This window comes from Pseudomonas sp. 7SR1 (assembly GCF_900156465.1).
In the GTDB taxonomy this organism is placed as follows: domain Bacteria; phylum Pseudomonadota; class Gammaproteobacteria; order Pseudomonadales; family Pseudomonadaceae; genus Aquipseudomonas.
Window position 1 is genome coordinate 1,431,306 of the sequence record NZ_LT707064.1, and the last position, 24,660, is coordinate 1,455,965.

At 60.6% G+C, this 24,660-nt stretch carries 26 protein-coding genes; 15 read left to right on the forward strand and 11 right to left on the reverse strand.

Annotation, left to right across the window (positions count from 1 at the left end):
- Window positions 1–100: 100 nt before the first annotated feature.
- Together trpA and trpB are read right to left on the reverse strand one after the other, a co-directional pair.
- Complete coding sequence (gene trpA, locus BW992_RS06440) at window positions 101–913, reverse strand: tryptophan synthase subunit alpha (protein WP_072398033.1); 813 nt, start codon at window positions 911–913, stop codon at window positions 101–103.
- Window positions 913–2,145, reverse strand: coding sequence for a tryptophan synthase subunit beta (trpB, locus tag BW992_RS06445; protein WP_072398034.1), 1,233 nt, complete (start codon window positions 2,143–2,145; stop codon window positions 913–915). The genes trpA and trpB overlap by 1 nt, the downstream gene beginning before the upstream one ends.
- Before the next feature lie 111 nt (window positions 2,146–2,256).
- On the opposite strand from trpB, the gene BW992_RS06450 reads away from it, so the two are divergent.
- Window positions 2,257–3,153, forward strand: a complete 897-nt coding sequence (locus tag BW992_RS06450) for a LysR family transcriptional regulator (protein ID WP_076405808.1) — start codon at window positions 2,257–2,259, stop codon at window positions 3,151–3,153.
- On the opposite strand, the gene BW992_RS06455 is transcribed toward BW992_RS06450, so the two are convergent.
- Window positions 3,147–3,473, reverse strand: a complete 327-nt coding sequence (locus BW992_RS06455) for a DUF883 family protein (protein ID WP_072398036.1) — start codon at window positions 3,471–3,473, stop codon at window positions 3,147–3,149. The genes BW992_RS06450 and BW992_RS06455 overlap by 7 nt on opposite strands.
- A 153-nt stretch (window positions 3,474–3,626) precedes the next feature.
- Here BW992_RS06455 and BW992_RS06460 point away from each other — a divergent pair, with 153 nt between their 5' ends.
- Together BW992_RS06460 and BW992_RS06465 are read left to right on the forward strand one after the other, a co-directional pair.
- A complete protein-coding gene (locus BW992_RS06460; protein WP_072398037.1) occupies window positions 3,627–3,842 on the forward strand; it encodes a dodecin in 216 nt (71 codons plus the stop codon).
- A gap of 117 nt (window positions 3,843–3,959) precedes the next feature.
- The gene (locus BW992_RS06465) at window positions 3,960–4,181 is read left to right on the forward strand and encodes a DUF1161 domain-containing protein (protein ID WP_072398038.1); all 222 of its coding nucleotides are present in this window, start codon (window positions 3,960–3,962) and stop codon (window positions 4,179–4,181) included.
- Window positions 4,182–4,234: 53 nt separating this feature from the next.
- On the opposite strand, the gene BW992_RS06470 is transcribed toward BW992_RS06465, so the two are convergent.
- Window positions 4,235–5,236 (reverse strand): LLM class flavin-dependent oxidoreductase, encoded by a 1,002-nt coding sequence (locus BW992_RS06470; protein WP_072459683.1) that lies wholly within the window; start codon window positions 5,234–5,236, stop codon window positions 4,235–4,237.
- Window positions 5,237–5,474: 238 nt separating this feature from the next.
- Here BW992_RS06470 and BW992_RS06475 point away from each other — a divergent pair, with 238 nt between their 5' ends.
- The gene (locus BW992_RS06475; RefSeq protein WP_072398040.1) at window positions 5,475–5,906 is read left to right on the forward strand and encodes an OsmC family protein; all 432 of its coding nucleotides are present in this window, start codon (window positions 5,475–5,477) and stop codon (window positions 5,904–5,906) included.
- A 140-nt stretch (window positions 5,907–6,046) separates the two neighbouring features.
- Window positions 6,047–6,280, forward strand: coding sequence for a DUF1161 domain-containing protein (locus BW992_RS06480; protein WP_072432238.1), 234 nt, complete (start codon window positions 6,047–6,049; stop codon window positions 6,278–6,280).
- Window positions 6,281–6,286: 6 nt separating this feature from the next.
- Here the strand turns inward: BW992_RS06480 and BW992_RS06485 are convergent, their stop codons facing one another.
- Together BW992_RS06485 and BW992_RS06490 are read right to left on the reverse strand one after the other, a co-directional pair.
- Window positions 6,287–6,712: a PA0061/PA0062 family lipoprotein gene (locus BW992_RS06485; RefSeq protein ID WP_072398042.1), complete on the reverse strand. Its 426-nt coding sequence runs from the start codon at window positions 6,710–6,712 to the stop codon at window positions 6,287–6,289.
- Between the two features lie 182 nt (window positions 6,713–6,894).
- Window positions 6,895–7,308, reverse strand: coding sequence for a PA0061/PA0062 family lipoprotein (locus tag BW992_RS06490; RefSeq protein ID WP_072398043.1), 414 nt, complete (start codon window positions 7,306–7,308; stop codon window positions 6,895–6,897).
- A gap of 61 nt (window positions 7,309–7,369) precedes the next feature.
- On the opposite strand from BW992_RS06490, the gene BW992_RS06495 reads away from it, so the two are divergent.
- A complete protein-coding gene (locus BW992_RS06495) occupies window positions 7,370–8,464 on the forward strand; it encodes an aminopeptidase (RefSeq protein ID WP_076405810.1) in 1,095 nt (364 codons plus the stop codon).
- Between the two features lie 642 nt (window positions 8,465–9,106).
- Here BW992_RS06495 and BW992_RS06500 read toward each other — a convergent pair.
- The gene (locus BW992_RS06500) at window positions 9,107–9,547 is read right to left on the reverse strand and encodes a hotdog fold domain-containing protein (RefSeq protein ID WP_072398046.1); all 441 of its coding nucleotides are present in this window, start codon (window positions 9,545–9,547) and stop codon (window positions 9,107–9,109) included.
- A 133-nt stretch (window positions 9,548–9,680) separates the two neighbouring features.
- Here BW992_RS06500 and BW992_RS06505 point away from each other — a divergent pair, with 133 nt between their 5' ends.
- The gene (locus BW992_RS06505; RefSeq protein WP_072398047.1) at window positions 9,681–10,292 is read left to right on the forward strand and encodes a TetR/AcrR family transcriptional regulator; all 612 of its coding nucleotides are present in this window, start codon (window positions 9,681–9,683) and stop codon (window positions 10,290–10,292) included.
- 99 nt (window positions 10,293–10,391) lie between these two features.
- Here the strand turns inward: BW992_RS06505 and BW992_RS06510 are convergent, their stop codons facing one another.
- Both BW992_RS06510 and BW992_RS06515 read right to left on the reverse strand, forming a co-directional pair.
- Window positions 10,392–11,042: an HAD family hydrolase gene (locus tag BW992_RS06510; protein ID WP_076405812.1), complete on the reverse strand. Its 651-nt coding sequence runs from the start codon at window positions 11,040–11,042 to the stop codon at window positions 10,392–10,394.
- A gap of 72 nt (window positions 11,043–11,114) precedes the next feature.
- On the reverse strand, window positions 11,115–11,660 hold the full coding sequence (locus tag BW992_RS06515) for a gamma carbonic anhydrase family protein (protein WP_072398056.1): 546 nt from the start codon (window positions 11,658–11,660) through the stop codon (window positions 11,115–11,117).
- A gap of 62 nt (window positions 11,661–11,722) precedes the next feature.
- Between BW992_RS06515 and prlC the strand changes: the two genes are divergently transcribed.
- From prlC to BW992_RS06530, 3 genes are all read left to right on the forward strand, one after another.
- Window positions 11,723–13,801, forward strand: a complete 2,079-nt coding sequence (prlC, locus tag BW992_RS06520) for an oligopeptidase A (protein ID WP_165888011.1) — start codon at window positions 11,723–11,725, stop codon at window positions 13,799–13,801.
- On the forward strand, window positions 13,798–14,076 hold the full coding sequence (locus BW992_RS06525; protein WP_024778466.1) for a YheV family putative zinc ribbon protein: 279 nt from the start codon (window positions 13,798–13,800) through the stop codon (window positions 14,074–14,076). The genes prlC and BW992_RS06525 overlap by 4 nt, the downstream gene beginning before the upstream one ends.
- A 112-nt stretch (window positions 14,077–14,188) precedes the next feature.
- Window positions 14,189–16,210 (forward strand): M3 family metallopeptidase, encoded by a 2,022-nt coding sequence (locus tag BW992_RS06530; protein WP_076405814.1) that lies wholly within the window; start codon window positions 14,189–14,191, stop codon window positions 16,208–16,210.
- On the opposite strand, the gene BW992_RS06535 is transcribed toward BW992_RS06530, so the two are convergent.
- On the reverse strand, window positions 16,191–16,865 hold the full coding sequence (locus BW992_RS06535; protein WP_076405816.1) for a phosphatase domain-containing protein: 675 nt from the start codon (window positions 16,863–16,865) through the stop codon (window positions 16,191–16,193). The genes BW992_RS06530 and BW992_RS06535 overlap by 20 nt on opposite strands.
- A 194-nt stretch (window positions 16,866–17,059) precedes the next feature.
- Here BW992_RS06535 and BW992_RS06540 point away from each other — a divergent pair, with 194 nt between their 5' ends.
- From BW992_RS06540 to BW992_RS06550, 3 genes are all read left to right on the forward strand, one after another.
- Window positions 17,060–18,118: a PA0069 family radical SAM protein gene (locus tag BW992_RS06540; protein WP_072398059.1), complete on the forward strand. Its 1,059-nt coding sequence runs from the start codon at window positions 17,060–17,062 to the stop codon at window positions 18,116–18,118.
- 212 nt (window positions 18,119–18,330) lie between these two features.
- Window positions 18,331–19,062 carry a carbonic anhydrase gene (locus BW992_RS06545; protein WP_072398060.1) on the forward strand — a complete coding sequence of 244 codons (732 nt, stop codon included), beginning with the start codon at window positions 18,331–18,333 and terminating at the stop codon, window positions 19,060–19,062.
- A 92-nt stretch (window positions 19,063–19,154) separates the two neighbouring features.
- Window positions 19,155–20,684: a SulP family inorganic anion transporter gene (locus BW992_RS06550; RefSeq protein WP_076405817.1), complete on the forward strand. Its 1,530-nt coding sequence runs from the start codon at window positions 19,155–19,157 to the stop codon at window positions 20,682–20,684.
- Window positions 20,685–20,810: 126 nt separating this feature from the next.
- Here the strand turns inward: BW992_RS06550 and BW992_RS06555 are convergent, their stop codons facing one another.
- A complete protein-coding gene (locus BW992_RS06555) occupies window positions 20,811–21,461 on the reverse strand; it encodes a hypothetical protein (RefSeq protein WP_076405819.1) in 651 nt (216 codons plus the stop codon).
- A 373-nt stretch (window positions 21,462–21,834) separates the two neighbouring features.
- On the opposite strand from BW992_RS06555, the gene coxB reads away from it, so the two are divergent.
- Window positions 21,835–22,962, forward strand: coding sequence for a cytochrome c oxidase subunit II (coxB, locus tag BW992_RS06560; protein WP_072398070.1), 1,128 nt, complete (start codon window positions 21,835–21,837; stop codon window positions 22,960–22,962).
- Between the two features lie 82 nt (window positions 22,963–23,044).
- Window positions 23,045–24,637 carry a cytochrome c oxidase subunit I gene (gene ctaD / locus BW992_RS06565; RefSeq protein ID WP_072398072.1) on the forward strand — a complete coding sequence of 531 codons (1,593 nt, stop codon included), beginning with the start codon at window positions 23,045–23,047 and terminating at the stop codon, window positions 24,635–24,637.
- Window positions 24,638–24,660: the final 23 nt, after the last annotated feature.

The following is a 24,660-nucleotide window of genomic DNA, read 5'->3' on the forward strand; positions in this document are numbered from 1 at the left end:
CGTCGAATCTCAGGCTAAGCCAGTCATCTGTCCGTGCTTATGAAAAAAGGGTTCAGAACCAGGTCCTGAACCCTTTTTTCATGACCAAAAACCGCTCCAATCAGCTGAGGCGTGCTTTCTGCACTCCGTCGGCCAGGGCGGCACACAAACTCAATACGCCATCAATCGCCTGCTCCGGGGTGTCGGCGCTGGCGATATGGTCGATCAGTGCGGAGCCCACCACGACACCATCAGCCAACCGCGCAATAGCGGCGGCTTGCTCAGGCGTACGAATGCCGAAGCCGATGCTGATTGGCAAGTCGGTGTGCCGCCGCAGACGTGTGACGGCCTCTTCCACATGCTCCAGCGTCGCGGCACCAGCGCCGGTCACGCCCGCCACCGATACGTAGTACACGAAGCCCGAGCTACCGTTGAGCACCGTAGGCAAGCGCACATCGTCAGTAGTCGGCGTGGTCAGGCGGATGAAATCCAGCCCAGCCGCCTGGGCCGGCTCGCACAGCTCGCTGTTGTGCTCGGGCGGCATGTCCACGACGATCAGGCCGTCGACCCCACTGTCCAGTGCCTCGCCGATGAAACGCTGCACGCCATAACGATGGATCGGGTTGAAATAACCCATCAGCACCAGAGGGGTCTGGGTGTTGTCCTTGCGGAACTCGCGAACCATCTGCAAGGTTTTGGCCAGATCCTGCCGAGCCCCCAGCGCACGGATGTTGGCCAACTGAATAGCCGGGCCGTCGGCCATCGGATCGGTGAAGGGCATGCCCAGCTCGATCACATCAGCGCCGGCCGCAGGCAGGCCCTTGAGAATTGCCAGCGAGGTGTCGTAGTCCGGGTCTCCGGCGGTGACGAAGGTCACCAGGGCGGCACGGTTCTGTTCCTTGAGTTCGGCAAAACGGGTTTGCAGGCGGCTCATCAGTGTTTCTCCTGCTGGGACTGTTCCATGTGGTGCATTACGGTTTGCATGTCTTTGTCGCCACGGCCGGAAAGGTTGACCACCATCAAGTGGTCTTTCGGCAGGTTCGGCGCGCGTTTGAACACTTCCGCCAGGGCATGGGAGCTTTCCAGGGCCGGAATGATCCCCTCCAGGCGGCAGCACTTATGGAACGCATCAAGGGCTTCGGCATCGGTGATCGAGGTGTACTGGACACGGCCGATGTCGTGCAACCAGGCGTGTTCAGGGCCGATGCCCGGGTAGTCGAGGCCGGCGGAGATCGAATGGGCGTCGATGATCTGGCCGTCTTCGTCCTGCAGCAGGAACGTGCGGTTGCCGTGCAACACGCCGGGGACACCGCCGTTCAGGCTCGCCGCGTGCTTGCCGGTCTCGATGCCGTAGCCCGCCGCTTCGACGCCGATGATTTCGACGCTCTTATCGTCCAGGAATGGATGGAACAGGCCCATGGCGTTGGAGCCGCCGCCGATGCAAGCCACCAGGCTATCCGGCAGACGGCCTTCCTGGGCTTGCAGCTGATCGCGGGTTTCCTTGCCGATCACTGCCTGGAAGTCGCGAACCATGGCCGGGTACGGGTGCGGGCCGGCCACGGTGCCGATCAGGTAAAACGTGCTATCGACGTTGGTGACCCAATCGCGCAGGGCCTCGTTCATCGCATCCTTCAGCGTGCCGGTGCCGGCGACCACCGGGATCACCTCGGCGCCGAGCAGCTTCATGCGAAACACGTTGGCCTGCTGGCGTTCGATGTCGGTGGTGCCCATGTAGATCACGCAATCCAGACCGAAACGCGCGGCCACGGTAGCGGTCGCCACGCCGTGCATGCCAGCGCCTGTCTCGGCGATGATGCGTTTCTTGCCCATGCGCCGCGCCAGCAGGATCTGGCCGATGCAGTTGTTGATCTTGTGGGCGCCGGTGTGATTCAGCTCTTCGCGCTTGAGATAGATTTTTGCGCCACCGCAGTATTCGGTCAGGCGTTCGGCAAAATAGAGGGGACTTGGACGACCGACATAGTCACGCTGGAAGTAGGCCAGTTCCTCGAGGAACGCAGGATCCTGCTTTGCCACTTCATATTCGCGGGCCAGATCCAGGATCAGCGGCATCAGGGTTTCGGCCACATAACGGCCACCGAAGGCACCGAACAGGCCGTTGGCGTCGGGGCCGCTGCGAAGGTTGAAAGGGGTCGTAGGCTGGGTCATCGGGGCGCTCCAGGCAATGCGTAGAAGAACAATGAGCCCACTCTACCCCTGACATGCCACGCTGAAAACCGATAAGATCGCCGCAACCTGTCAGGAAATCTCACATATAAAATGAGTCATGACCTTCCCCCACTCAATGCCCTCAGGGCGTTCGAAGCCACCGCCCGCTTGAACAGCGTAAGCCAGGCGGCCGAGCAGCTTCACGTTACCCATGGGGCCGTCAGTCGACAACTGAAGGTGCTGGAGGAGCATCTGGGCGTCAGCCTTTTCGTCAAGGAAGGGCGCGGCCTTAAACTCACAGATGCCGGCGTTCGCCTACGCGACGCCAGCGCCGAAGCCTTCGAGCGGCTACGTACCGTTTGCGCCGAACTGACGCGAAGCACGGCGGATGCGCCTTTCGTATTGGGATGTTCGGGCAGCCTGCTGGCGCGCTGGTTCATTCCGCGGCTGGGCCGGCTCAATGCCGACCTGCCGGACTTGCGCCTGCATCTGTCCGCTGGCGAGGGCGACCTGGACCCCAGGCGGCCGGGACTGGATGCCTTGCTGGTGTTCGCCGAGCCACCCTGGCCAGTGGACATGCAGGTGTATGAACTGGTCAGCGAGCGGATCGGCCCGGTGATGAGCCCCCGTTATGCCGGCTTCGCTCGTTTACAGGCCGCACCGCCAAGGGCCCTGTCGGACGAGCCGTTACTGCATACCACCTCACGCCCCCAAGCCTGGCCGACCTGGGCACGACAAAACGGCCTCGACCCACAAACCCTGAGGTTGGGCCAAGGTTTCGAGCATCTCTATTATCTTCTGGAAGCTGCTGTCGCAGGGCTGGGCGTGGCAATCGCTCCCGAGCCGCTGGTCGCCGAAGATGTGCGCGCCGGACGCCTGGTCGCGCCATGGGGCTTCGATGAAACCCCGGCGCGACTGGCGTTATGGCTACCCAAGCGGGCGGCGGATGGCCGGGCGCGGCAATTGGCCCAGTGGCTCAGGCACGAGTTGAATCAACCGGCTCAGTGACCGCGTTTGCACAGCAGATAGGCGGCGAGCAAACCAATCGCCCCCACCGCGACACCTGCCGTGGTCCATGGGTGCTCCTGGGCGTAGTCACGGGTAGCGAGCCCGGTTTCACGGGTTTTCACCTTGACTTCCTCGTAGGCGTCGCTGAGCAGATGACGAGAATGTTTCAGCGCATTTTCGGCATTGGCCTTCAACGACTTGAGGGTCTTACGCGACTCGTCCGAAGCGTCGTCCTTCAGGGTCTCCAACGACTTGAGCAGACTCTCGATCTCCGCTTCCATGCTTTGCAACGAGGCTTTACGTAATGAAGTGCTGGCCATGGTGGCTCTCTCCTGCAGTGGTTGAGTGCGTGTGAAGTTGGGACTGCGAGGGTTTGTGAAAGTGCAGTAAATCTGAACTTCGAAGCGTAAACGGCACCACACGTAAGGCGAAAAATCGCTGCTAGGCTGTTAAAGACAACCAAGGAGAACGTCATGAGTGATCATCACACCTATAAGAAAGTCGAGCTGGTCGGCTCGTCTGCTACCAGCATCGAAGATGCCATCAACAATGCCCTGGCCGAAGCCAGCAAGAGCCTCAAGCACCTGGAATGGTTCGAAGTCACGGAAACCCGTGGTCATATCGAAAACGGCCGGGCCGCGCATTTTCAGGTGACACTCAAAGTCGGGTTCCGGATTGCAAATAGCTGATGAAGCTGTGAACTTGCACGCTGGCGGAGTGCCATAGGGAATGGCGATGCGCTATCCGACAAGCGCATCCGCTTTCTCGATACCAGCCCAGTCTGATCCGACCAAGGAGTGCGAGCGATGAAAAAGTTGATGGTGGCCCTGGGGTTACTGAGCCTTGCAGGTTCTGCGTTTGCGGCCGGTAAACCCTGCGAAGAGCTCAAGGGCGAAATCGCGGCGAAGCTTGATGGTAAAGGCGTGTCAGGTTATTCGCTGGAGATCGTTGATAAAGGCACAGCGTCCGATGGGGAAGTCGTCGGCAGCTGCGAAGGTGGTACAAAGGAAATCGTCTATAAACGTTGATTTCGCGTGTATGCAAAGCCGACGCATTGCGTCGGCTTTTTCATGGGCGCGATTCAGCCTTTCATGACCTGGGCCAGCACTTCATAGGAATGCAGGCGGTCGGCATGTTCATACAGGTCGCTGGTGAAGATCAGTTCGTCTGCCTGGGTCTGCTCGATCAACACCTCCAGTCTGGCGCGGATCTTCTGCGGTCCACCCACCATGGCCAGGCCCAGGAAGTCGCCCACCGCTTCCTTCTCGTGGGGCAGCCACAGACCATTCATGGTTTCCACCGGAGGGCGCTGCACCAGGCTCTGGCCACGGATCAACGCCAGGATGCGCTGGTACACCGAGGTCGCCAGGTAATCGGCCTGTTCGTCAGTGTCCGCCGCCACTAACGGTACGCCAAGCATCACGTACGGCTTGTCGAGCGTCGCCGACGGCTTGAAATGGTTACGGTAGATGCGAATCGCCTCGTGCATGAAGCGCGGTGCGAAATGGGATGCGAAGGCGTAGGGCAAACCGCGTTCACCGGCCAGCTGCGCACTGAACAGGCTCGAACCCAACAGCCATACCGGCACGTTGGTGCCGGTACCGGGCATGGCGATGATCCGCTGATCGGGAGTGCGTGGGCCGAGGTAGCGCATCAGTTCGGCGACGTCATCCGGAAAATCATCCGCACTGCCGGAGCGTTCGCGGCGCAAGGCCCGGGCGGTCATCTGGTCGGAGCCTGGCGCGCGCCCCAGGCCCAGGTCGATCCGGCCAGGAAAAAGGCTCTCCAGCGTGCCGAACTGTTCGGCGATGACCAACGGCGCATGGTTGGGCAACATCACTCCGCCGGAGCCGACGCGAATGGTCGAGGTACCCCCTGCCAGATAACTCAGCAGCACCGCTGTCGCTGAACTGGCGATGCCATCCATGTTGTGATGCTCGGCCACCCAGAAGCGCGTATAGCCGAACTTTTCCACGTGCTGCGCCAAATCCAGGGAGTTGCGCAAGGACTGGCCGGCGTTGCCGTCCGCACGGACAGGGACCAGGTCGAGGGTTGAGAATTTCACGTCGGACAGCTGTTTCATGGGCCAGGATCTCCAACGGCGCTGGGGCTTTTCCACGGGCAAAAGCCTGCCGTTTACTAAAGGTGTGTTCCATGCAATGTGGGCATATACCCGAGTTTCAATAGCTGGATCGAATTTTCCTACTAAATCGGTCAGCTAATCGACAGGATGAACTTTATCGACCGGTCTATCCTCACAACCCTGACAACGGAAAACACCCTGGCGCGAATTCCTCGCGCCGGTTCTTGAGGAGGCAAACATGGCTATCGTTAAGAAAGCATCGGCACACTGGGAAGGTGACCTGAAAACCGGCATCGGCTCCATCTCGACGGAAACCGGCGTGTTGCGCGAAGCCCCTTATGGCTTCAAGGCGCGCTTCGAAGGCGGCAAGGGCACCAACCCTGAAGAATTGATCGGCGCGGCCCATGCGGGCTGCTTCTCCATGGCGTTTTCGATGATCCTGGGGGATGCCGGGCTCAAGGCCGACAGTATCGACACCAATGCCGAAGTGACCCTGGACCAGGTCGATGGCGGCTTTGCGATCACGGCGGTCAAGCTGATTCTCAAGGCGAAGATCCCCGGCGCGAGCCAGCAGCAGTTCGAAGAACTGAGCAACAAGGCCAAGGAAGGATGCCCGGTCTCCAAGGTGCTTAACGCCAAGATCACCCTCGACGCAACGCTGGTGGGCTGACGCGTGGAAACGGTCGCAGCCTTCAGGCGATAAAGGCTGCGACCTTGCAGGGTATCTGTCAGCCCCGCTCAAATTGTGGTCGAATGCACGCCAGCAGTTTCAGCGCCCAGGCAGTGCGCGCTGCAATGAGGAATTCGAGCATGAAACGACTTGCCCTGATGGTCATCGGTTGCGCATTGGCCTCATCGGCGCTCGCCGCACCCAGGTCCTGCGAAGAACTGAAGGTGAAAATCGAAGCGAAGATCCAGGCCAACAACGTGTCTTCCTACACCCTGGAAATCGTCGCCAACGAAGAAGTCCACGACGAGAACATGGTGGTGGGCAGTTGCGAAAATGGCACCAAGAAAATCATCTACCAGAAGAACGACCGTTAGAACACTTCAGGGGATACAACGGGCCTGGCGATCCTCGGCCACGATTTCCCGCCTGGCGTTATAGAGCCGGGCGCTTGGGGTGTAGGCCAGGTTACGCGCTTCCAGGCGATAGCGCTGGCCCGCCTCGAAATGATCGTACCGCACGGTCAGGTAGCACAGCCGTTCTTGCGGCTCGCTCAGCATTCCCAGGCCACCGCCGCTGAACACTTCAAAATCGAAGCGCGCTTCCAGTTCGTGACTGCCCGGCGAAACCTGGAAGAAGCGTCCGTCCTGCAGTCGCTGACCATCCAGCTTCTCGGCCATCAGCACCTTGCCACCTGGCATGGGCGTCGAAAAATCGATCCAGGCCATGTTCGGATCAACCGCAGGCAACGGGCTCGTGGCGCAACCGCCCAAAGCAGCGAGGGCGAATAACAGCATATGAATGCGCATGATCCAGGCTCTGTTCGAAAAGTCTTGAGACGAAGGTCAAGCAAGGCCGAAACAGCCGAGCAAGCGCAGTGTAGTGGAGTCCATGAGCATTGCGAGGCAGTTTTCAACGCAGCATGAACGAGTGTCAGGGCTTTGCGTACAGAGCCGGGACCTGGGCAGTCAGGCCCTGGGCACAGCGCCGATCAGCTTTGTTGGCAGCCCGCCGGCGTACCTTGACCTACCACTTTGCGCTGTTGGTCATAAAGCTTGGCCCAGGGCCGAAATCCAATGTTGCCGGCCTGCAATTGATAGCGCTGGCCTGCGTTGAAATCCTCGAACTTCACATTCAGACGACAATCGCGCCACAACGGCTCGGCATCCGGGCCGATATTGCCGGGCTCGACGGCGAACTGATAACGCACCGTCAGCTCATGGCTGCCGGGCTGCACTTCGAAATAGCGTCGGTCGACGGATGTCATGTCATCGACCTCCAGAGCCTGCAGTGCGGTGTTCTGCTGGTTTCCCAGGTCGATCCAGGCTTGGGACGGATCAGGGTCAGGCAGACCGGCACAGCCGGTCAGCAACAACAGGCCACTTGTCAGCATCAAGACGCGCATAGCGAAGCTCCGGGCAGGCGGGATAGTCTTGTTAGTCAGACTTTTCCCAAGGTGATTCCAATTGATCAGGCCGCGTTCAAGCCATCGGTTACTCGACCGCGTTTTCCGGATTTTGTTTCCAGGCCTCCTGCTTTTGTTACTCAACGGTTGCTCCAGCGCCGGTTACTACAGCCAGCTCGTCGGTGGACAGCTGCGGCTGCTGCAGGCCCGCGAGCCTATCGACCAGGTCATCGCCGACCCGGCGCGCGATCCCCAACTACGGGCGCATCTGGTCCAGGCCCGGGCAGCCCGGGAGTTCGCCAGTTCGCACCTGCACCTGCCCGAGAACCAAAGCTATCGCCTGTATGCAGACATTGGCCGGCCATTCGTAGTCTGGAATGTCTTCGCCACGCCTGAATTTTCCCTGGCACCGCAAACCCACTGCTTCCCCATCGCCGGTTGCGTGGCGTATCGCGGTTACTACAGCCAGGGCGCCGCCCGTGGCGAGGCCGCGCTGCAGCGCCTGAAGGGCATGGACGTGGCGATTGGCGGTGTAGAGGCCTATTCGACGCTAGGCTGGTTCGACGACCCGATCCTCAGTTCGATGATGCACTGGGGCGATGAGCGCCTGGCAACGCTGATCTTTCACGAATTGGCACACCAGCGCTTCTACATAAAGGACGACACGGAATTCAACGAGTCCTTCGCCACCTTCGTCGAACAGGAAGGCACTCGCCAATGGCGGGCGAGCCGCGGGCTGGCGCCGGACACCGGTAAACGAATGCGTCAGCGCGATCAATTCATCCAACTGGTCCTCGACACACGTCAGCGGCTCGAACAGCTCTACACCCAACCTCTACCGGCCGAGCAGATGCGCCAGCGCAAGGCCCAGGAGTTCCAGCGCCTGCGCACCCACTATGAACACCTGCGCGACAGCCAATGGGCGGGTGACAAATACTTCGACGCGTGGGTCTATGCGCCGCTGAACAACGCGCGACTGTTGCCGTTCGGATTGTATAGCCGATGGGTGCCGGCTTTTGCGGCATTATTCAAGCAGGTAGACGGCGATTGGCTAGCGTTTTATACCGAGGTCGAAAAGCTGGGCAGGCTTGGGGCTCAAGAACGCAAAGCGGCACTGGAGGCGCTGATGGAGCAGGCCACTTCGCGAGCGAGCTGACTTCGCATTCGGTTGTTGGCAGTCATGCTTTGGGCTTATAGCCAAGCCTTTATAGACCAGATGACTGGCGAGAACAGACCCGCCAAATGCGGTCATTGCCGAACCAGCATCCCGGCTCATTGAACATAAATGCAGACGGGCACAGTGCAAGCGCCATGCTCGCCCGTTACGGTGATGTATTTGATAAGGCTGTTTTGAACGGCCTTTCTGGCTGACTTCAATGGGTACTTTGCTTCTGTTCCAGACCTGCGCCGTCACCGGCTTCGTGACATCCGGAGGCTGGACAGTAGCCGCAGGCGTTTCGCCTTCGGGTAGGCCGGCGGGTGCAACCGTTGTATCAGCATGGGTAGGTTGCAGGTATGACGCAAAGAGCAGGACCACCCAGCAGTGTCTTTTGACGTCCATTTCCGGTTCCCTTGGTCAGGTTGGAAAGTGCACAAAGCCAACGCGCATCATGGCCTCGATTAAACAATCCGTTTGACCGGCCGTCACCTGTAAGAACTAACAGGGCCTCTAGCGAAAAACGCGATCTTTCCAGGGTCTGGAAACCCTGAAGCTCCAAATGGAAAACCTGCACGTAGCTGGCGTGCAGGTGCACATTGCAAAGACCTGAGCTTGGCAACACCCAGGTCGTAGCCGGTCCTATGCCGTTTTCACGTTCATGGTGATCTTCGCGGTAAACACCTTCACATTCCCTTCATCAAAGATATCCACAGGAACGATCTTGTCTCCGGCTGTCTCCCAATCGATGCCATTGCCATCCGCAACGGCGCGAACATCTGATTTAGCTTTCGCCAGGTATTGCACCGTCATGCCCTTGGGAATCCATCTGGCGCCCGAAGGGATGGAGGCGTCGGTCATCATCCCGCCCGCCAATTCGGCGGCGTTGCACAGCGCGATGGCGTGTACCGAGCCCAGGTGGTTGGTGATTTCCTTGCGAAAGGGAACATTCACCACCGCATGCCCCTGGCTCAGCTCGGAAATTTCGGGCGCGATAGTGCTGAAGTAGGGCGCCATCTGACACGCCAGCTGACTGAACGCAGCGGGACCAACGCTGTTAAACATGCTTAGAGCCTGGCTCATAGGATTTCCTCTTGTTAGTTACAGAATAATATTCTGTAACGGAACAATATTCCGCATTTTCCAGGCCTGTCAAGCATCACTTTCCTCGCCAATCGATGTACCTTTACGCCTCTGGCAACCCGGCATTTTCTTTATGCATTCAAACGATCTGATCGAACGCGCCTTCCCCGGCAGGCGAGGCGAGCTCAAGCGCAGCATTCTGCGCCAGGCACTGGCCTGCTTTAACGAGACAGGTATCGAAGCGACAAATATCGAAACGATCCGCGCGAAATGCGAAACGAGCGTGGGGGCGATCTATCACCATTTCGGTAATAAAGAGGGCATTGTCGCCACTCTGTTTTTCACAGCCCTGGAGGATCAAGGCGCCCTGCGCGACAGCTATCTGCAAAAGGCCCAAACCGCTCAAGAGGGCGTCGTTGCCCTGGTTCACAGCTATGTCGAGTGGGTAGATGAGCATCCAGACATGGCGCGCTTCGTGTTCCAGAGCCGTTTTGCCGTTTCAAGCGGCCCGTTCCAGCAGCAATTGCTTTCGCGTAACAAACAGCGCAATAAGCAGCTACTGGAATGGATAAATGTGGAAGGTCGTAAAGAGTATTTCCGCCATATTCCCGCCGAGCTCTTGCCGTCGCTCATCATCGGTGCTGCAGAAAACTATTCGCGGGCCTGGCTTTCCGGAAGGGTCAGCAAGAGCCCTCGTGAATACAAGGATCTTCTGGCAGAAGCAGCCTGCAGAGCCATCATCTGATCTGCAGGCTTGCCTGCGCCTGCTCGGCAATCTGGTCTCTATCCGTTGTTGCCTGGCCGTGTCACGCGGTGACGGACGAGCACCTGAGGAGCATGCCTGTCACCCGCGCATGAATGCCTGGTGCAACGCTTCCAAGGTCTGGAAGTGGAACGCCGGGTTTTGCGCGCTCAACTCTTCATGGCTTCCAAACCCATACCCCACCGCTGCCGCATCCAGCCCATTGCTGCGGGCACCAATCAAATCGTGCTTGCGGTCACCGATCATCAGGGTATTGGCCGGATCCAGGCCTTCCTCAGCCATCAAGTGAGCAATCAACTCGACTTTATTGGTACGGGTGCCGTCCAGCTCACTGCCGTAGATCACCTTGAAATGCCGGGCAAAGTCGAAGTGCCGGGCGATTTCCCGGGCGAAGACCCAGGGTTTGGAGGTAGCGATGTACAGCTGCCGGCCCTGCTCGCCCAGGGTTTGCAGTAAGGGCATCACGCCGTCGAAGACCCGGTTTTCGTACAGCCCGGTGACCTTGAAGCGCTCGCGGTAGAAGTTGACCGCTTCCCAGGCCCTGGCTTCGTCGAAGTCATAGAACTGTATGAATGCCTGCAGCAGCGGTGGACCGATGAAATGTTCCAGGCGAGAGAGGTCGGGCTCGTCGATGCCCAGTTTGCCCAGGGCGAACTGGATCGAACGGGTAATGCCCTCGCGCGGGTCGGTGAGGGTGCCGTCGAGGTCGAAGAGTACGGTCTGGTAATGCATGGCAATTCCTGGGGCAGCGTCACGATGTTTGCGAGAGCAGGCGCCCTCGCCACAATGGAAGGTTCGAACGACTCAGGCCTGGTCGTAGCCTTCGGCCAGGTGCAGATCCTTGAGTTTTACGTAGTTGGCTGCGCTGTAGGTGAAAAAGGCGCGCTCCTTGTCCGTGAGTGGCCGGGCCTGCTTGACCGGGCTGCCCACGTACAGAAAGCCGCTTTCCAGGCGTTTGCCCGGCGGTACGAGGCTGCCGGCGCCGATAATCACGTCGTCTTCGACAACCGCACCGTCCATGACGATGCTGCCCATGCCGATCAGCACCCGGCTGCCCACCGAGCAACCATGGAGCATGACTTTGTGGGCGATGGTTACATCATCGCCCACCAGCAAGGGGAAGCCATCGGGGTTGAAGGGGCCGGCGTGGGTGATGTGCAGCACGCAGCCGTCCTGGACGCTGGTGCGGGCACCGATACGGATGCGGTGCATGTCGCCGCGAATGACCGTCAGCGGCCAGACGGAGCTGTCTTCGCCGATTTCGACGTCGCCGATCACCACCGCGGTGCTGTCGACAAAAGCGCCACGGGCGAGCCGCGGGGTGTGATTCTGGTACGTGCGGAGGGTCACGATAGGCTCTCTCTTCTGTATTGATAGCTGCGGTGAGGGGCGATTGTAATTAAGATGGGGCCATGTTTCTTCCAGCCAAGGTGCCCACCGTGAGCGTGAACAACCCTCTTTTGCAGCCCTACGACCTGCCGCCATTCTCGGCGATCCGTGCCGAACATGTGCAACCGGCCATCGAACGGATCCTGGCTGACAACCGTGCCGCCATCGCTGAAATTCTCAAGACCCAGGGCAACCAGCCTACCTGGGCCGGCCTGGTACTGGCCATGGACGAGCTCAACGATCGCCTGGGCGCGGCCTGGAGCCCGGTGAGCCATTTGAATGCCGTTCGCAACAGCCCGGAACTGCGCGAGGCCTATGAGGCCTGCCTGCCGGCATTGAGTGCCTACTCCACGGAACTGGGTCAGAACCGCGAGTTGTTCCAGGCCTACGAGGCGCTGGCCAACAGCCCCGAAGCCGCCAGCTTCGACGTGGCACAGAAAACCATCCTGGAACATTCCCTGCGTGACTTCCGCCTGTCGGGCATCGACCTGCCGCCCGAACAGCAGAAGCGCTACGCCGAAGTACAAAGCAAACTGTCCGAACTGGGCAGCCGTTTCTCCAACCAACTGCTGGATGCCACCCAGGCCTGGACCAAGCACATTACCGAGGAAGCCGCCCTCGCCGGCCTGACCGACTCGGCCAAGGCGCAAATGGCCGCCGCAGCCCAGGCCAAGGAACTGGACGGCTGGCTGATCACACTGGAATTCCCCAGCTATTACGCGGTGATGACCTACGCCGAAGACCGCGCCTTGCGCGAAGAGGTCTACGCCGCGTACTGCACCCGGGCGTCCGATCAGGGCCCCAACGCCGGCCAGCACGACAACGGCCCGGTGATGGAGCAGATCCTCGACCTGCGCCAGGAACTGGCCCAACTGCTGGGCTTCGCCAATTTCGCGGAGTTGAGCCTGGCGACCAAGATGGCCGAGTCCAGCGATCAGGTCCTGGGCTTTCTGCGCGACCTGGCCAAGCGCAGCAAGCCGTTTGCCGCGCAGGACCTGGAACAGCTCAAGGCCTATGCCGCCGAGCAGGGCTGCCCCGACCTGCAAAGCTGGGACAGCGGTTTCTATGGTGAAAAACTGCGCCAGCAACGCTACAGCGTGGCCCAGGAAGCCCTGCGAGCCTACTTCCCGATCGACAAGGTACTGAGCGGCCTGTTCGCCATCGTGCAACGCCTCTATGGCATCGAGATTGCCGAACTGAAGGGCTTCGACAGCTGGCATCCGGACGTGCGCCTGTTCGAAATCAAGGAAAACGGCCAGCACGTCGGCCGCTTCTTCTTCGATCTCTATGCCCGCGCCAACAAGCGCGGCGGCGCCTGGATGGACGGCGCCCGGGACCGTCGCCGCACGATCGATGGCGTGCTGCAGAGCCCGGTCGCCAACCTGGTGTGCAATTTCACCCCGGCCGACAGCGGCAAGCCGGCACTGCTGACCCATGATGAAGTCACCACGCTGTTCCATGAGTTCGGCCATGGCCTGCACCACCTGCTGACCCGCGTCGAACACGCCGGTGTGTCCGGCATCAACGGCGTGGCCTGGGACGCGGTGGAGCTGCCGAGCCAGTTCATGGAAAACTGGTGCTGGGAGCCAGAAGGCCTGGCACTGATTTCCGGCCACTACGAAACCGGCGAGCCGCTGCCTCAGGACCTGCTGGAAAAAATGCTCGCGGCGAAGAACTTCCAGTCGGGACTGATGATGGTCCGTCAGTTGGAGTTCTCGCTGTTCGACTTCGAACTGCACGCCACCCATGGCGATGGCCGCAACGTCCTGCAGGTGCTCGAAGGTGTGCGCGACGAGGTGTCGGTGATGCGTCCGCCGGCCTACAACCGCTTCCCCAACAGCTTCGCCCATATTTTCGCCGGTGGTTACGCGGCGGGTTACTACAGCTACAAATGGGCTGAAGTCCTGTCGGCCGACGCGTTCTCCAAGTTCGAAGAGGACGGCGTGCTCAACCCCGACACGGGCCGCGCCTTCCGTGAGGCGATTCTGGCCCGCGGCGGTTCCCGGGAACCGATGGTGCTGTTCGTCGACTTCCGTGGCCGCGAGCCATCGATTGACGCACTCTTGCGCCATAGCGGCCTGAGCGAGGACGCGGCAGCATGAGCGAGGGGCCTGTGATCACGAAGAAACGCTTTATCGCCGGGGCGGTCTGCCCGGCGTGCAGCGAGCCGGACAAGCTGATGATGTGGAACGAAGACGGTGTACCACATCGCGAATGCGTGGCTTGCGGTTATTCCGATACGCTCAACGAACAAGGCCTGTCGGTGCCCAAGGAACTGGGTACCCGGGTCAATACATCGGCGCTCAAGGTGCCCGATGCGAAGGTCCAGGCGGTGCAGTTCTTCCCCAATCCCAAGTTGAAGAAAAAGACCGACTGACACGTCATGTATCACCTGCGGGCCGTCCGGGTCGCAGGCGATACATATATACCGCCAACCCGCGCGCCTTCCTGCCCAGACTGTCCCTCCAGTCCAGACAGAAAGGTTTCCCATGCGCGACGATGACAATCCGCTGTTGCAGGCCCATGACCTGCCGCCCTTTGAGCAGATCCAGGCCAAACATTTCCTGCCGGCCCTCGAGCGGATCCTTGCGCAAAGTCGTGCCCAAGTGGCCGCGATCATCAAGACCCAAACGCCGTTTCCCACCTGGGATGACCTGGTATTGGCCATGGACGAAATCCATGCGCGCCTGAAAACCTTCGACTACGTCCTCGATACCCTGGCCTCCACCCGAACGGATGACGCCTGGACCCAGGCCTCACTGGACTGCCGGGAGCGGCTACACGACTTCCAGCAATCACTGGCGAGGAATCCCGATCTGTTGCGCCTCTACCGACAATTGGCGGACAGCCAGATCGCCAGGCACTTCGAACCCGCGCGAAAGCGAGCCCTGGAAAAGATCCTGCAGCGTTTTCGCCAGCAAGGCCTGAACGGCTTGCCGGACGCTGTCCAGGCAGACTTGAACGCCTTGGAAAAGCGAATGCAGACGGCTCGGAATCTGTTTCTCGATCACTTGCACCAGGCCAACAAGGCCTGGAACACATCACTTGTCGATGAGGCTCAGTTGAGCGGCCTGCCACAGGGTTTCAGGCAGCGAATGGCGAACCAGGCACGGGAAGCCGGGCGCCCGGGTTGGTTGCTGACGCTCGATGATGAGTCGTTCGGCATCGTCACAACCTATGCCGACAGTCGCCTTCTGCGCGAACAGATCTACCTCGCCTACAGCACACGCGCATCAGATCGAGGGCCCCACGCCAGTCAGTTCGACAACGGCCCCGTCCTCTGGCAACTGCTGCAGGACCGCCGTCGCTATGCCAGCTTGCTGGGCTACACGGACTTTGCCCAGATGGCTATCGAGCCGGAACAAGCCGAGTCCACGGCGCAGGTCATGGCCTTCCTGCACGAGCAGCTCCAACGGCACCAGGACGCGTTCAGAGGAGATACCCAACAGCTCGAGGCATTCGCCGCCCGGCAAGGTTTCAGCGAGCTCCACCCATGGGATTACCCCTACCTGGCGGAAAAACTCCGCGAGCATACGACGGGCCTTTCAAGGCAGGCCCTGAGCGCCTGGTTCCCGATGCAATCTACGTTTTCACAATTGCTGCTGATCGCCAAGGACCTGTTCGGCGTGGAGTTCATCGAGCGCCGGGATGTGCCGACCTGGCATTCGGACGTTCGCCTTTTCGAAGCCAGGGAATGGGGAGAAACCATCGGCCATCTCTATTTCGACCCTTTCGAAGAGCCCGGCCGGGACGGTTATCCCAACACCACCACACTGCGCAATCGCCGCATCACCGCGGAGGGACGCCCCCGGCACCCGATCGCGGTCCTGCATGGCTGGTTGCCGCGCCCTGCCGACGACAAGCCGGTGTTGCTCAACCATATGCAGCTGCGCATCCTGTGCCATGAGTTCGGCCATTGCCTGCACCACCTGCTGACACGGGCAGAATATCGCGACATTTCGGGCATCACGGAACTCTCTCGCGATACCTGCGAGTTCGCCGGCATGTTGTTCGAGCAGTGGTGCTTCACCCGCGAGGGCCTGGTCCGCTTGTCGAGCCATCACCCGTCCGGAAAACCGCTGCCCGAGGAAGTCGCCGACCGGATACTGGCCTTCGTCGACACCCAGGCCAGCTGGGAAACCGCCGCGCTCTTGCGTAATGCGTTGTTCGATATCGAGCTGCACCGAAGCCACGGCGACGGGCGGACCGTCCAGCAAGTGTTCGACCAGATCAGTGCACAGGTGGGGCATCTGCCCACCACTGGCCAAGAACGTTGGCCCAACGCCCTGGATTACATGGTGACCGGCTACGCAGCCCGGATCTATGCCTATGTCTGGTCGAAGGAACTGGCCCTGAAAACGTTCCAGAGGTTCAAGCGCGACGGACTGTTCAACGGCACGACTGGCCGGGAGCTGCGTGAAACGGTCTTCGGCCCCGGCGATTCACGGCCGCTGTCAGAATCCGTCAGAGTATTTACCGGATCGGAGGCGATCATTGCCCCGGCAGCGTGAGATGCGGGGCCAGGGGTTGGGCCGTCGTAGTCGAGTTGACCCAGCTCTTGAGGGAGCAAAGGGCGAAGACGCTGGTACTGCAGTCACCGTTCGCCAACGCGGCGCGGAGCTTCTTGACTTCTGCGTGCATGACATAACGAATCCCGTCCTTGAAATGATGACTGTCACCAAAGCCACCTTCGGTCATTTCGTTCAAGGCATCCTCCTTGCTCCAGCCCTGCACCACCACCCGGTACATGGCAGCCACCAGCCCAGTGCGGTCGGAGCCGTGCTTGCAATGCATCAGCACGGCCCCCTTGGCTTCACCCGCCTGGATGGCCCGCAAGGCGCTGAGTATGTCGCTGTCATCGACATGATTGGTGCGGTAAGGCAGTTGCACACGGTCTATACCGGGCGTGGATAACCAATCGGCATCCGAGTCGGGCAGGAACGTGATGACCGTGCCGACCCCGAGCTTCGTCAATAACGGCACCGCAGAGCCATCCGGCAAGGCGCTGCGGTAGAGGGTTGGCGACATCTGATACAGGTCGTAGCGCCTCGCCACCGATCGAGCCCATTCGGCAGGCCGCGTCTCAACGGAGTCAGCCGCCTGGGCAGCGGGCTCGGCCAACGCGATAAGCAACGCCAGGCAGAACAATGAATGGAGCTTGAACATGTAGGGCGACCGGACCTGGAGGATTCGAGGCGTCCAGTTTCGGCCCCGGCCGGTTAAAAACCTGTCGGCCAGACGTCAAAGCCGTGTCAACGGATACCCGATCGGGTCTCGACTCGGCCGGGCTGCTCAATGGCACTGGTCTAAATGAATTCCAGCGAATACTGTATGTACATACAGCTTAGCGGAGTATCCCCATGTCAGCCTCTCTTCCACCCCGCGGTCGTGGCACCGCCGCCAACCCGCACAACCGCTTCGCGCCGAGTCGCTCGGTGGCCGAGGACGATGGCTGGTATCAGGAAGTACCGCCGACCCAAGGCACTGAAGTGCGCATCGAAATGGCGAAGACCATCATTACCCGCAACACCTCACCGGACATCGGTTTCGACCGCTCCATCAACCCCTACCGGGGTTGTGAGCACGGCTGCATCTACTGTTATGCACGGCCCAGCCATGCCTACTGGGACATGTCGCCCGGGCTCGACTTCGAGACAAAACTGATCGCCAAGACCAACGCCGCCGATGTGCTGGAAGAGCAATTGTCCAGGCGCGGTTATCAATGCGCGCCCATCGCCCTGGGCTCCAACACCGATCCTTACCAGCCGATCGAGCGCGAACAGCGCATCACCCGACAGATCCTCGAGGTGTTGCTGCGCTACCGTCACCCGGTGACGATCGTCACCAAGGGGTCGCTGATCCTGCGTGACCTGGACCTGCTGAGCGAGCTGGCCCGACAGCGCCTGGTCAGGGTCATGATCAGCCTGACCACCCTGGACGATGAGCTCAAGCGCATTCTCGAACCGCGCGCGGCGGCGCCCAAGGCTCGGCTGCGGGCAATCAGGGTCATGCGCGAGGCCGGTATCGCGGTGGGCGTGTTGTGTTCGCCGATGATTCCGATGATCAATGACAGCGAAATCGAAAGCCTGCTGGCCGAGGCCCATGCCGCCGGCGCGCAAAGCGCGTCCTATATCATGTTGCGCTTGCCGCTGGAGGTCGCACCGCTGTTCGAAGACTGGTTGCAGGCCCACTATCCGCAACGCGCCGCCCATGTCTTGAGCCTGGTGCGCCAGAGCCGCGGCGGCGAGCTCTACGACAGCCGGTTCGGGACGAGAATGCGCGGTGAAGGACCGTTCGCCGACCTGCTGGCCCAACGGTTCGCCAAGGCGCTCAAGCGCCTGGGCCTGGAGCGACGAGGGGGTTACGATCTCGATTGCGACGCCTTTTGTCCGCCGGGCCGACAGATGTCGTTGATTTGATTAAAGTTGACCTTGTGACATGGGCTGAGGATGATCGCACCTGCACTTTAGGTCATGCCTGTAATCCTTGTTCTAGAGCCATCGATTCAGTTTGAGTTAAGTTTCGGTCGCTACCTTGTCCATCGAGTGACTGACAGGTCGGGCAATTCGACCTGGACGTTTTTTAAACAGCCACTAGTGGCCACACAGGCCCCCGTCAAAGAGGATGAATCATGAGTGACAAGGATAAACAGCCGTTGGCTGCGTCGGCTTCAGCCCAACCCGAGGCGGAAACCGCCGATGCAGCGCTGCAGCATATTGTTGACGGCTTTTTGCATTTCCATCACGAGATCTTTCCGCAGCAGGAAGAGCTCTTCAAGAAACTCGCCACCGCCCAGAAACCCAGGGCGATGTTCATCACCTGCGCCGACTCGCGCATCGTGCCCGAGTTGATCACCCATAGTTCTCCAGGCGATCTGTTCGTGACCCGAAACGTCGGCAACGTCGTTCCACCTTACGGACAGATGAACGGCGGCGTCTCCACCGCCATCGAATACGCCGTGCTGGCCCTCGGGGTGCAGCACATCATCGTCTGTGGCCATTCCGATTGCGGCGCCATGCGCGCGGTACTCAACCCCGATACCCTGGAAAAGATGCCCACCGTCAAGGCCTGGCTGCGCCACGCCGAAGTGGCCAAGACCATGGTCCACGACAATTGCCCGTGCGGCGACGAAAAACAGACCATGCCCGTGCTCACCGAAGAGAACGTGATCGCGCAGCTGCAGCACCTGCGAACGCATCCTTCGGTGGCTTCTCGCATGGCCAGCGGCCAGTTGTTCATCCACGGCTGGGTGTACAACATCGAGACCAGCGAGATCAAAGCCTTCGATGCGGACAAGGGATGTTTCCTGCCGCTTGATGGCAGCCATCCGATTCCGGTGGCGACGCCCAAAGCGCGCTTCTAACCACTCCTAAACATCCTTGCATGGTTCAAGCCTTGCTGCTCTTCGAGCGGCCGGGCCTTGCCATGCCTGAAGAAAACTGCGGGAGAGTCGCCATGCGTGCTGCTCAATTGAAAGCTGTTCTGCCACGGGAGCTATTGGCTTCCGTGGTTGTGTTTCTGGTGGCGCTGCCGTTGTGCATGGGCATCGCCATCGCATCCGGCCTGCCGCCAGCCAAGGGGCTGATCACCGGTATCGTCGGTGGCCTGGTGGTGGGTTTCCTCGCCGGTTCCAAGCTGCAGGTCAGCGGGCCGGCTGCGGGCCTGGCGGTGTTGGTTTTCGAGCTGGTGCGCCAACACGGCGTAGGCATGCTCGGGCCGATCCTGCTGCTGGCCGGTTTTCTGCAATTGCTGGCCGGGCGCTTTCGCCTGGGGTGCTGGTTCCGCGTAACGGCGCCGGCGGTGGTGTACGGGATGCTGGCGGGTATCGGCGTGCTGATCGTGCTGTCCCAGGTCCATGTGATGCTCGATGCGGCACCCAAGCCGTCGGGCCTGGATAACCTGGCCGCGTTCCCTGGCGCGGTGGCCCAGGCGTTGCCGTCCTTCGGCTGGCAGGCCGGATTGCTCGGGCTCTTGACGATTGCAGTGATGTGGCTGTGGGAAAAACTGCGTCCCCACAGCCTGCGCTTCATTCCCGGTGCTTTGCTGGGTGTCGGCCTGGCGACCGTCGCCAGCCTGCTGCTGGCTTTGCAGGTCAAGCGTGTGGAAGTGCCGGCGAACATGGCCGAAGCCATTGATTGGCTGCGCCCCGCGGACCTGCTGAACCTGGCCGACCCCGCCGTACTGATCGCCGCATTCGCAGTGGCCTTCATCGCCAGCGCCGAAACCCTGCTGTCAGCAGCCGCCGTCGATCGCATGCACAGCGGTGAACGTGCCGACTTCGACCGGGAACTGTCGGCGCAAGGTATCGGCAACATGCTGTGCGGCCTGCTCGGCGCCCTGCCGATGACCGGCGTGATCGTGCGCAGCTCGGCCAACGTCCAGGCCGGCGCCACCACGCGGATGTCGACGATTTTCCACGGCCTGTGGTTGCTGCTGTTCGTGTTGTTGCTATCCAGCGTGCTGCAAAGCATTCCGGTGGCGAGCCTGGCGGGTGTGCTGGTGTACACCGGTTTCAAACTGGTGGACCTCAAGGCCTTTCGCGGCCTGGGCCGTTACGGCCGGATGCCGATGTTCGTTTACGCCGCGACGGCGTTGGCGATCATCTTCACCGACCTGCTGACCGGTGTGCTGATCGGTTTCGGCCTGACCCTGGCGAAACTGGCCTGGAAAGCCTCGCGCCTGAAAATCAGCCTGATCGACTTGCCCCAGGACGGTGAGATGGAACTGCGGTTGGTGGGTGCGGCGACCTTCCTCAAGGTGCCAGCCCTGACCCAGGTGCTGAACACCATTCCAGAAGGTGCGACGGTGCATGTGCCGCTCAACAACCTGAGCTACATCGACCACTCCTGCCTGGAACTGCTCGAAGAATGGAGCCGGGCCAATGCCAGCAAGGGTTCGAAGCTGCTGATCGAATCCCGCGGGCTCAAGCGCAGGCTGGAGGGGCGATTGCGCACGACCGTGGGGGTTGGCGCGGCTTCTGCCTGACACCCAGGAAATCCTGTGGGAGCGAGCATGCTCGCGATAGCGACGTGTCAGCCAGCTGCGAGGTGGCTGGTCCAATGCCATCGCGAGCAGGCTCGTTCCCACAAAGATTTAAGTTGCCCTGATGGATCAAGCCGCCGGCTGGTCCAACTCCAGCCCCACGCCCAGGCGCCGGGACATGCACGGCCAGCGCTTCCAGGCCGCGCCGGTTTCCGGGCTGCTGAGCTTCTCGCGGTAGCTCTCTACCGACTCCAGTGCAAACGTCTCGTCGTTGAGCATCTCATCGAACGTGTGATGCACCACTTCATCGAGTTGGTTGGCGAATTGCTCACCGATCAGCTGGTGAGCAATCAGATTGGCGACCGTCATGTCCAAGGGGATCAGTGGCTGGCCGAAATGCTTGATGTACAGGTCGTTGACCTCTTCGACAAACCGGTGCGCCAGGTAGGCTTCGTCCAGCAGGCTGTCGAGCCCGACGTGCCCGGCCATGATGGTCGGCGGCTGGAGGAAGTACTGTTCGGCGATCTTCAGTACCGGTTTGATCTGCGACTCGATACCCGCTTCCCTGGCGACATCGTTGGCGGCGTCCAGCAGGTCGGGTACTTCGTCGATATAGGCGGCGACAAAACGCGCCAGGACGTCGTTGGCGTTCGCGTCCGGCAATTGAATGGCACGGTGCAGGTTCGGCAGTTGCTCCGTCAATTGACGGGTCAACTGGCCGGTCTCGGCTTCATGTTGTTGGGCTTTTTGGATCTGCTCGCGCAATGCGGCGGTGTTCATGACAACTCCAGGAAAACAAAGGCAATGAAATAGGGAAGACATAACTTAGCTGGCGTAAAAACACTCCTAAGACCCATTTGTCATAAATACCCCTTGCTTGATGCATCGGCGCTATATCGATTTGCCATCACTCAGGTTCGCATCCTTCTCCATTCGCGGGCTCGGGCGCAAGTCTCGTCTGTTTCAAGCGATTTACGCCATCGCGTTGCGAGGTTGCAGTCGCTGTCTATACTCGGGTTGGAATGGAGTTAGCTGATGAACCCGATGTTAGGCAGCAAGGCAACGGCGCAATGAGTTCGTAGTCTGATGTAGCCGCTCCCTTGCCGAAGGCGTGACGCCTACGGGATAACAAGAACGATAAGGGGAACCCGCAATGATGCGACATCCACATGTATGGATGGGCCTCCTGTTGTGTTCGATTTTCAGCCAGGCACAAGCGGCCTGGACTGTGAATATGGCGCCTGGAGCGACACAGATCAGCAATGCAGTATTCGACCTGCACATGACCATCTTCTGGATCTGTGTAGTGATCGGCATCATCGTCTTCGGGGCCATGTTCTGGTCGATGATGATGCACCGCCGCTCGACGGGCCAGAATGCGGCCCACTTCCACGAAAACACCCGCGTCGAAATCCTCTGGACCATCGTGCCGTTCCTGATCCTGGTGGCCATGGCGGTTCCCGCCACCGCCACGCTGATCAAGATGTACGACTCCAGCGAATCGGAGATCGACATCCAGATCACCGGGTATCAGTGGAAATGGCACTACAAGTACCTGGGCCAGGACGTGGAGTTCTTCAGCAACCTGGCCACCCCCACCGAACAGATCCATAACCAGAGCGCCAAGGGCGAACACTACCTGCTGGAGGTCGACAAGCCGCTGGTGCTGCCGGTCGATGCCAAGGTGCGCTTTTTGGTGACCTCCGCCGACGTGATCCACTCCTGGTGGGTGCCGGCCTTCGCGGTCAAGCGCGATGCGATCCCCGGCTTCGTCAACGAAGCCTGGACCCGCGTCGACAAGCCCGGCCTGTACCGTGGCCAATGCGCCGAGCTGTGCGGCAAGGACCACGGCTTCATGCCCATCGTGGTAGAGGTCAAGAGCAAGCCCGACTATGAAAAATGGCTGGGCGAACGCAAGGCCGAAGCCGCGCAGCTCAAGGAGCTGACCAGCAAGGAATGGACCCTCGAAGAACTCAAGGAACGTGGCGACAAGGTCTACCACACCACCTGCGTGGCCTGTCACCAGGCTGAAGGCCAGGGATTGCCGCCGATGTTCCCGGCGCTCAAGGGGTCGAAGATCGCCACCGGGCCGATCAAGGATCACCTGAACATTGTCTTCCACGGCAAACCCGGCACCTCCATGGCCGCGTTCGGCAAACAGTTGTCGGAAGTCGATATCGCCGCGGTCGTGACCTATGAACGCAACGCCTGGGGCAACAACAAGGGCGACATGGTGACGCCCAAAGAAGTGCTGGAACTCAAACAGGCGCAAAGCCAATGAGCCGGCCTGACGTGTGTTCCCGCAACCGGGCGGGGCTCGTTGCCCCGCGCCGTCCAGCCCATTCGTTCGAAGGAGACAGGACATGAGTGCTGTGATCGATGACCACGGTCATGCCGGCGCCGACCACGCCCACGGCCCCGCCAAGGGCCTGATGCGCTGGGTACTGACCACCAACCACAAGGATATCGGCACGCTGTACCTGTGGTTCGCATTCTCCATGTTCCTGCTGGGCGGCTCGTTCGCCATGGTGATCCGCGCCGAGCTGTTCCAGCCCGGCCTGCAGATCGTGCAGCCGGAATTCTTCAACCAGATGACCACCATGCATGGCCTGGTGATGGTCTTCGGCGCGGTGATGCCGGCCTTCGTCGGCCTCGCCAACTGGATGATCCCGCTGATGATCGGCGCGCCGGACATGGCCCTGCCGCGCATGAACAACTTCAGCTTCTGGCTGCTGCCGGCGGCGTTCCTGATGCTGGTGTCGACCCTGTTCACCCCCGGGGGCGGGCCGAACTTCGGCTGGACCTTCTATGCGCCGCTGTCCACCACCTACGCACCGGAAAGCGTGACGTTCTTCATCTTCGCCATCCACCTGATGGGGATCAGCTCGATCATGGGCGCGATCAACGTGATCGCCACCATCCTCAATCTGCGCGCCCCCGGCATGACCCTGATGAAGATGCCACTGTTCGTCTGGACCTGGCTGATCACCGCGTTCCTGCTGATCGCGGTGATGCCGGTGCTGGCCGGCTGCGTGACCATGATGCTGATGGACATCCACTTCGGCACCAGCTTCTTCAGTGCCGCCGGCGGCGGTGATCCGGTGCTGTTCCAGCATGTGTTCTGGTTCTTCGGCCACCCCGAGGTGTACATCATGATCCTGCCGGCCTTCGGTGCCGTCAGCTCGATCATCCCGGCCTTCGCCCGCAAGCCGCTGTTCGGCTATACCTCGATGGTCTACGCCACGGCGGCCATTGCGTTCCTGTCGTTCATCGTCTGGGCGCACCACATGTTCGTGGTGGGCATTCCGCTGGTGGGCGAGCTGTTCTTCATGTACGCCACCCTGCTGATCGCCGTGCCCACCGGGGTGAAGGTGTTCAACTGGGCCAGCACCATGTGGCAAGGCTCGCTGACCTTCGAGACGCCGATGCTCTTTGCCGTGGCGTTCGTGATCCTGTTTTCCATCGGTGGTTTCTCCGGGCTGATGCTGGCCATCGCACCGGCGGACTTCCAGTACCAGGACACCTACTTCGTGGTCGCCCACTTCCACTACGTGCTGGTGCCCGGTGCGATCTTCGGCATCTTCGCCTCGGCCTACTACTGGCTGCCGAAATGGACCGGCCACATGTACGACGAAACCCTCGGCAAGCTGCATTTCTGGCTGTCCTTCGTGGGCATGAACCTGGCCTTCTTCCCGATGCACTTCGTGGGGCTGGCGGGCATGCCACGGCGGATTCCCGACTACAACCTGCAGTTCGCCGACTTCAACATGGTCTCGTCCATCGGCGCGTTCATGTTCGGCACCACGCAGATCTTCTTCCTGTTCATCGTGATCAAGACCATCCGTGGCGGCGAGCCGGCACCGGCCAAGCCGTGGGATGGCGCCGAAGGACTGGAATGGAGCGTGCCGTCGCCGGCGCCGTATCACACCTTTACCACGCCGCCGGAAGTGAAATGAGATGACTCATGCAACCCCTGTGG

Excerpts from the sequence above, each read along its gene's own strand:
- coxB (WP_072398070.1), top strand. The coding sequence starts at position 21,835 with ATGATGCGACATCCACATGTATGGATGGGCCTCCTGTTGTGTTCGATT.
- BW992_RS06540 (WP_072398059.1), top strand. The coding sequence starts at position 17,060 with ATGTCAGCCTCTCTTCCACCCCGCGGTCGTGGCACCGCCGCCAACCCG.
- BW992_RS06550 (WP_076405817.1), top strand. The coding sequence starts at position 19,155 with ATGCGTGCTGCTCAATTGAAAGCTGTTCTGCCACGGGAGCTATTGGCT.
- BW992_RS06505 (WP_072398047.1), top strand. The coding sequence starts at position 9,681 with ATGCATTCAAACGATCTGATCGAACGCGCCTTCCCCGGCAGGCGAGGC.
- BW992_RS06500 (WP_072398046.1), bottom strand. The coding sequence starts at position 9,547 with ATGAGCCAGGCTCTAAGCATGTTTAACAGCGTTGGTCCCGCTGCGTTC.
- BW992_RS06525 (WP_024778466.1), top strand. The coding sequence starts at position 13,798 with ATGAGCGAGGGGCCTGTGATCACGAAGAAACGCTTTATCGCCGGGGCG.
- BW992_RS06480 (WP_072432238.1), top strand. The coding sequence starts at position 6,047 with ATGAAACGACTTGCCCTGATGGTCATCGGTTGCGCATTGGCCTCATCG.
- prlC (WP_165888011.1), top strand. The coding sequence starts at position 11,723 with ATGTTTCTTCCAGCCAAGGTGCCCACCGTGAGCGTGAACAACCCTCTT.
- BW992_RS06470 (WP_072459683.1), bottom strand. The coding sequence starts at position 5,236 with ATGAAACAGCTGTCCGACGTGAAATTCTCAACCCTCGACCTGGTCCCT.
- ctaD (WP_072398072.1), top strand. The coding sequence starts at position 23,045 with ATGAGTGCTGTGATCGATGACCACGGTCATGCCGGCGCCGACCACGCC.
- BW992_RS06490 (WP_072398043.1), bottom strand. The coding sequence starts at position 7,308 with ATGCGCGTCTTGATGCTGACAAGTGGCCTGTTGTTGCTGACCGGCTGT.
- BW992_RS06555 (WP_076405819.1), bottom strand. The coding sequence starts at position 21,461 with ATGAACACCGCCGCATTGCGCGAGCAGATCCAAAAAGCCCAACAACAT.
- BW992_RS06450 (WP_076405808.1), top strand. The coding sequence starts at position 2,257 with ATGAGTCATGACCTTCCCCCACTCAATGCCCTCAGGGCGTTCGAAGCC.
- BW992_RS06535 (WP_076405816.1), bottom strand. The coding sequence starts at position 16,865 with ATGTTCAAGCTCCATTCATTGTTCTGCCTGGCGTTGCTTATCGCGTTG.
- BW992_RS06545 (WP_072398060.1), top strand. The coding sequence starts at position 18,331 with ATGAGTGACAAGGATAAACAGCCGTTGGCTGCGTCGGCTTCAGCCCAA.
- trpB (WP_072398034.1), bottom strand. The coding sequence starts at position 2,145 with ATGACCCAGCCTACGACCCCTTTCAACCTTCGCAGCGGCCCCGACGCC.
- BW992_RS06530 (WP_076405814.1), top strand. The coding sequence starts at position 14,189 with ATGCGCGACGATGACAATCCGCTGTTGCAGGCCCATGACCTGCCGCCC.
- BW992_RS06455 (WP_072398036.1), bottom strand. The coding sequence starts at position 3,473 with ATGGCCAGCACTTCATTACGTAAAGCCTCGTTGCAAAGCATGGAAGCG.
- BW992_RS06510 (WP_076405812.1), bottom strand. The coding sequence starts at position 11,042 with ATGCATTACCAGACCGTACTCTTCGACCTCGACGGCACCCTCACCGAC.
- BW992_RS06475 (WP_072398040.1), top strand. The coding sequence starts at position 5,475 with ATGGCTATCGTTAAGAAAGCATCGGCACACTGGGAAGGTGACCTGAAA.
- BW992_RS06485 (WP_072398042.1), bottom strand. The coding sequence starts at position 6,712 with ATGCGCATTCATATGCTGTTATTCGCCCTCGCTGCTTTGGGCGGTTGC.
- BW992_RS06460 (WP_072398037.1), top strand. The coding sequence starts at position 3,627 with ATGAGTGATCATCACACCTATAAGAAAGTCGAGCTGGTCGGCTCGTCT.
- trpA (WP_072398033.1), bottom strand. The coding sequence starts at position 913 with ATGAGCCGCCTGCAAACCCGTTTTGCCGAACTCAAGGAACAGAACCGT.
- BW992_RS06465 (WP_072398038.1), top strand. The coding sequence starts at position 3,960 with ATGAAAAAGTTGATGGTGGCCCTGGGGTTACTGAGCCTTGCAGGTTCT.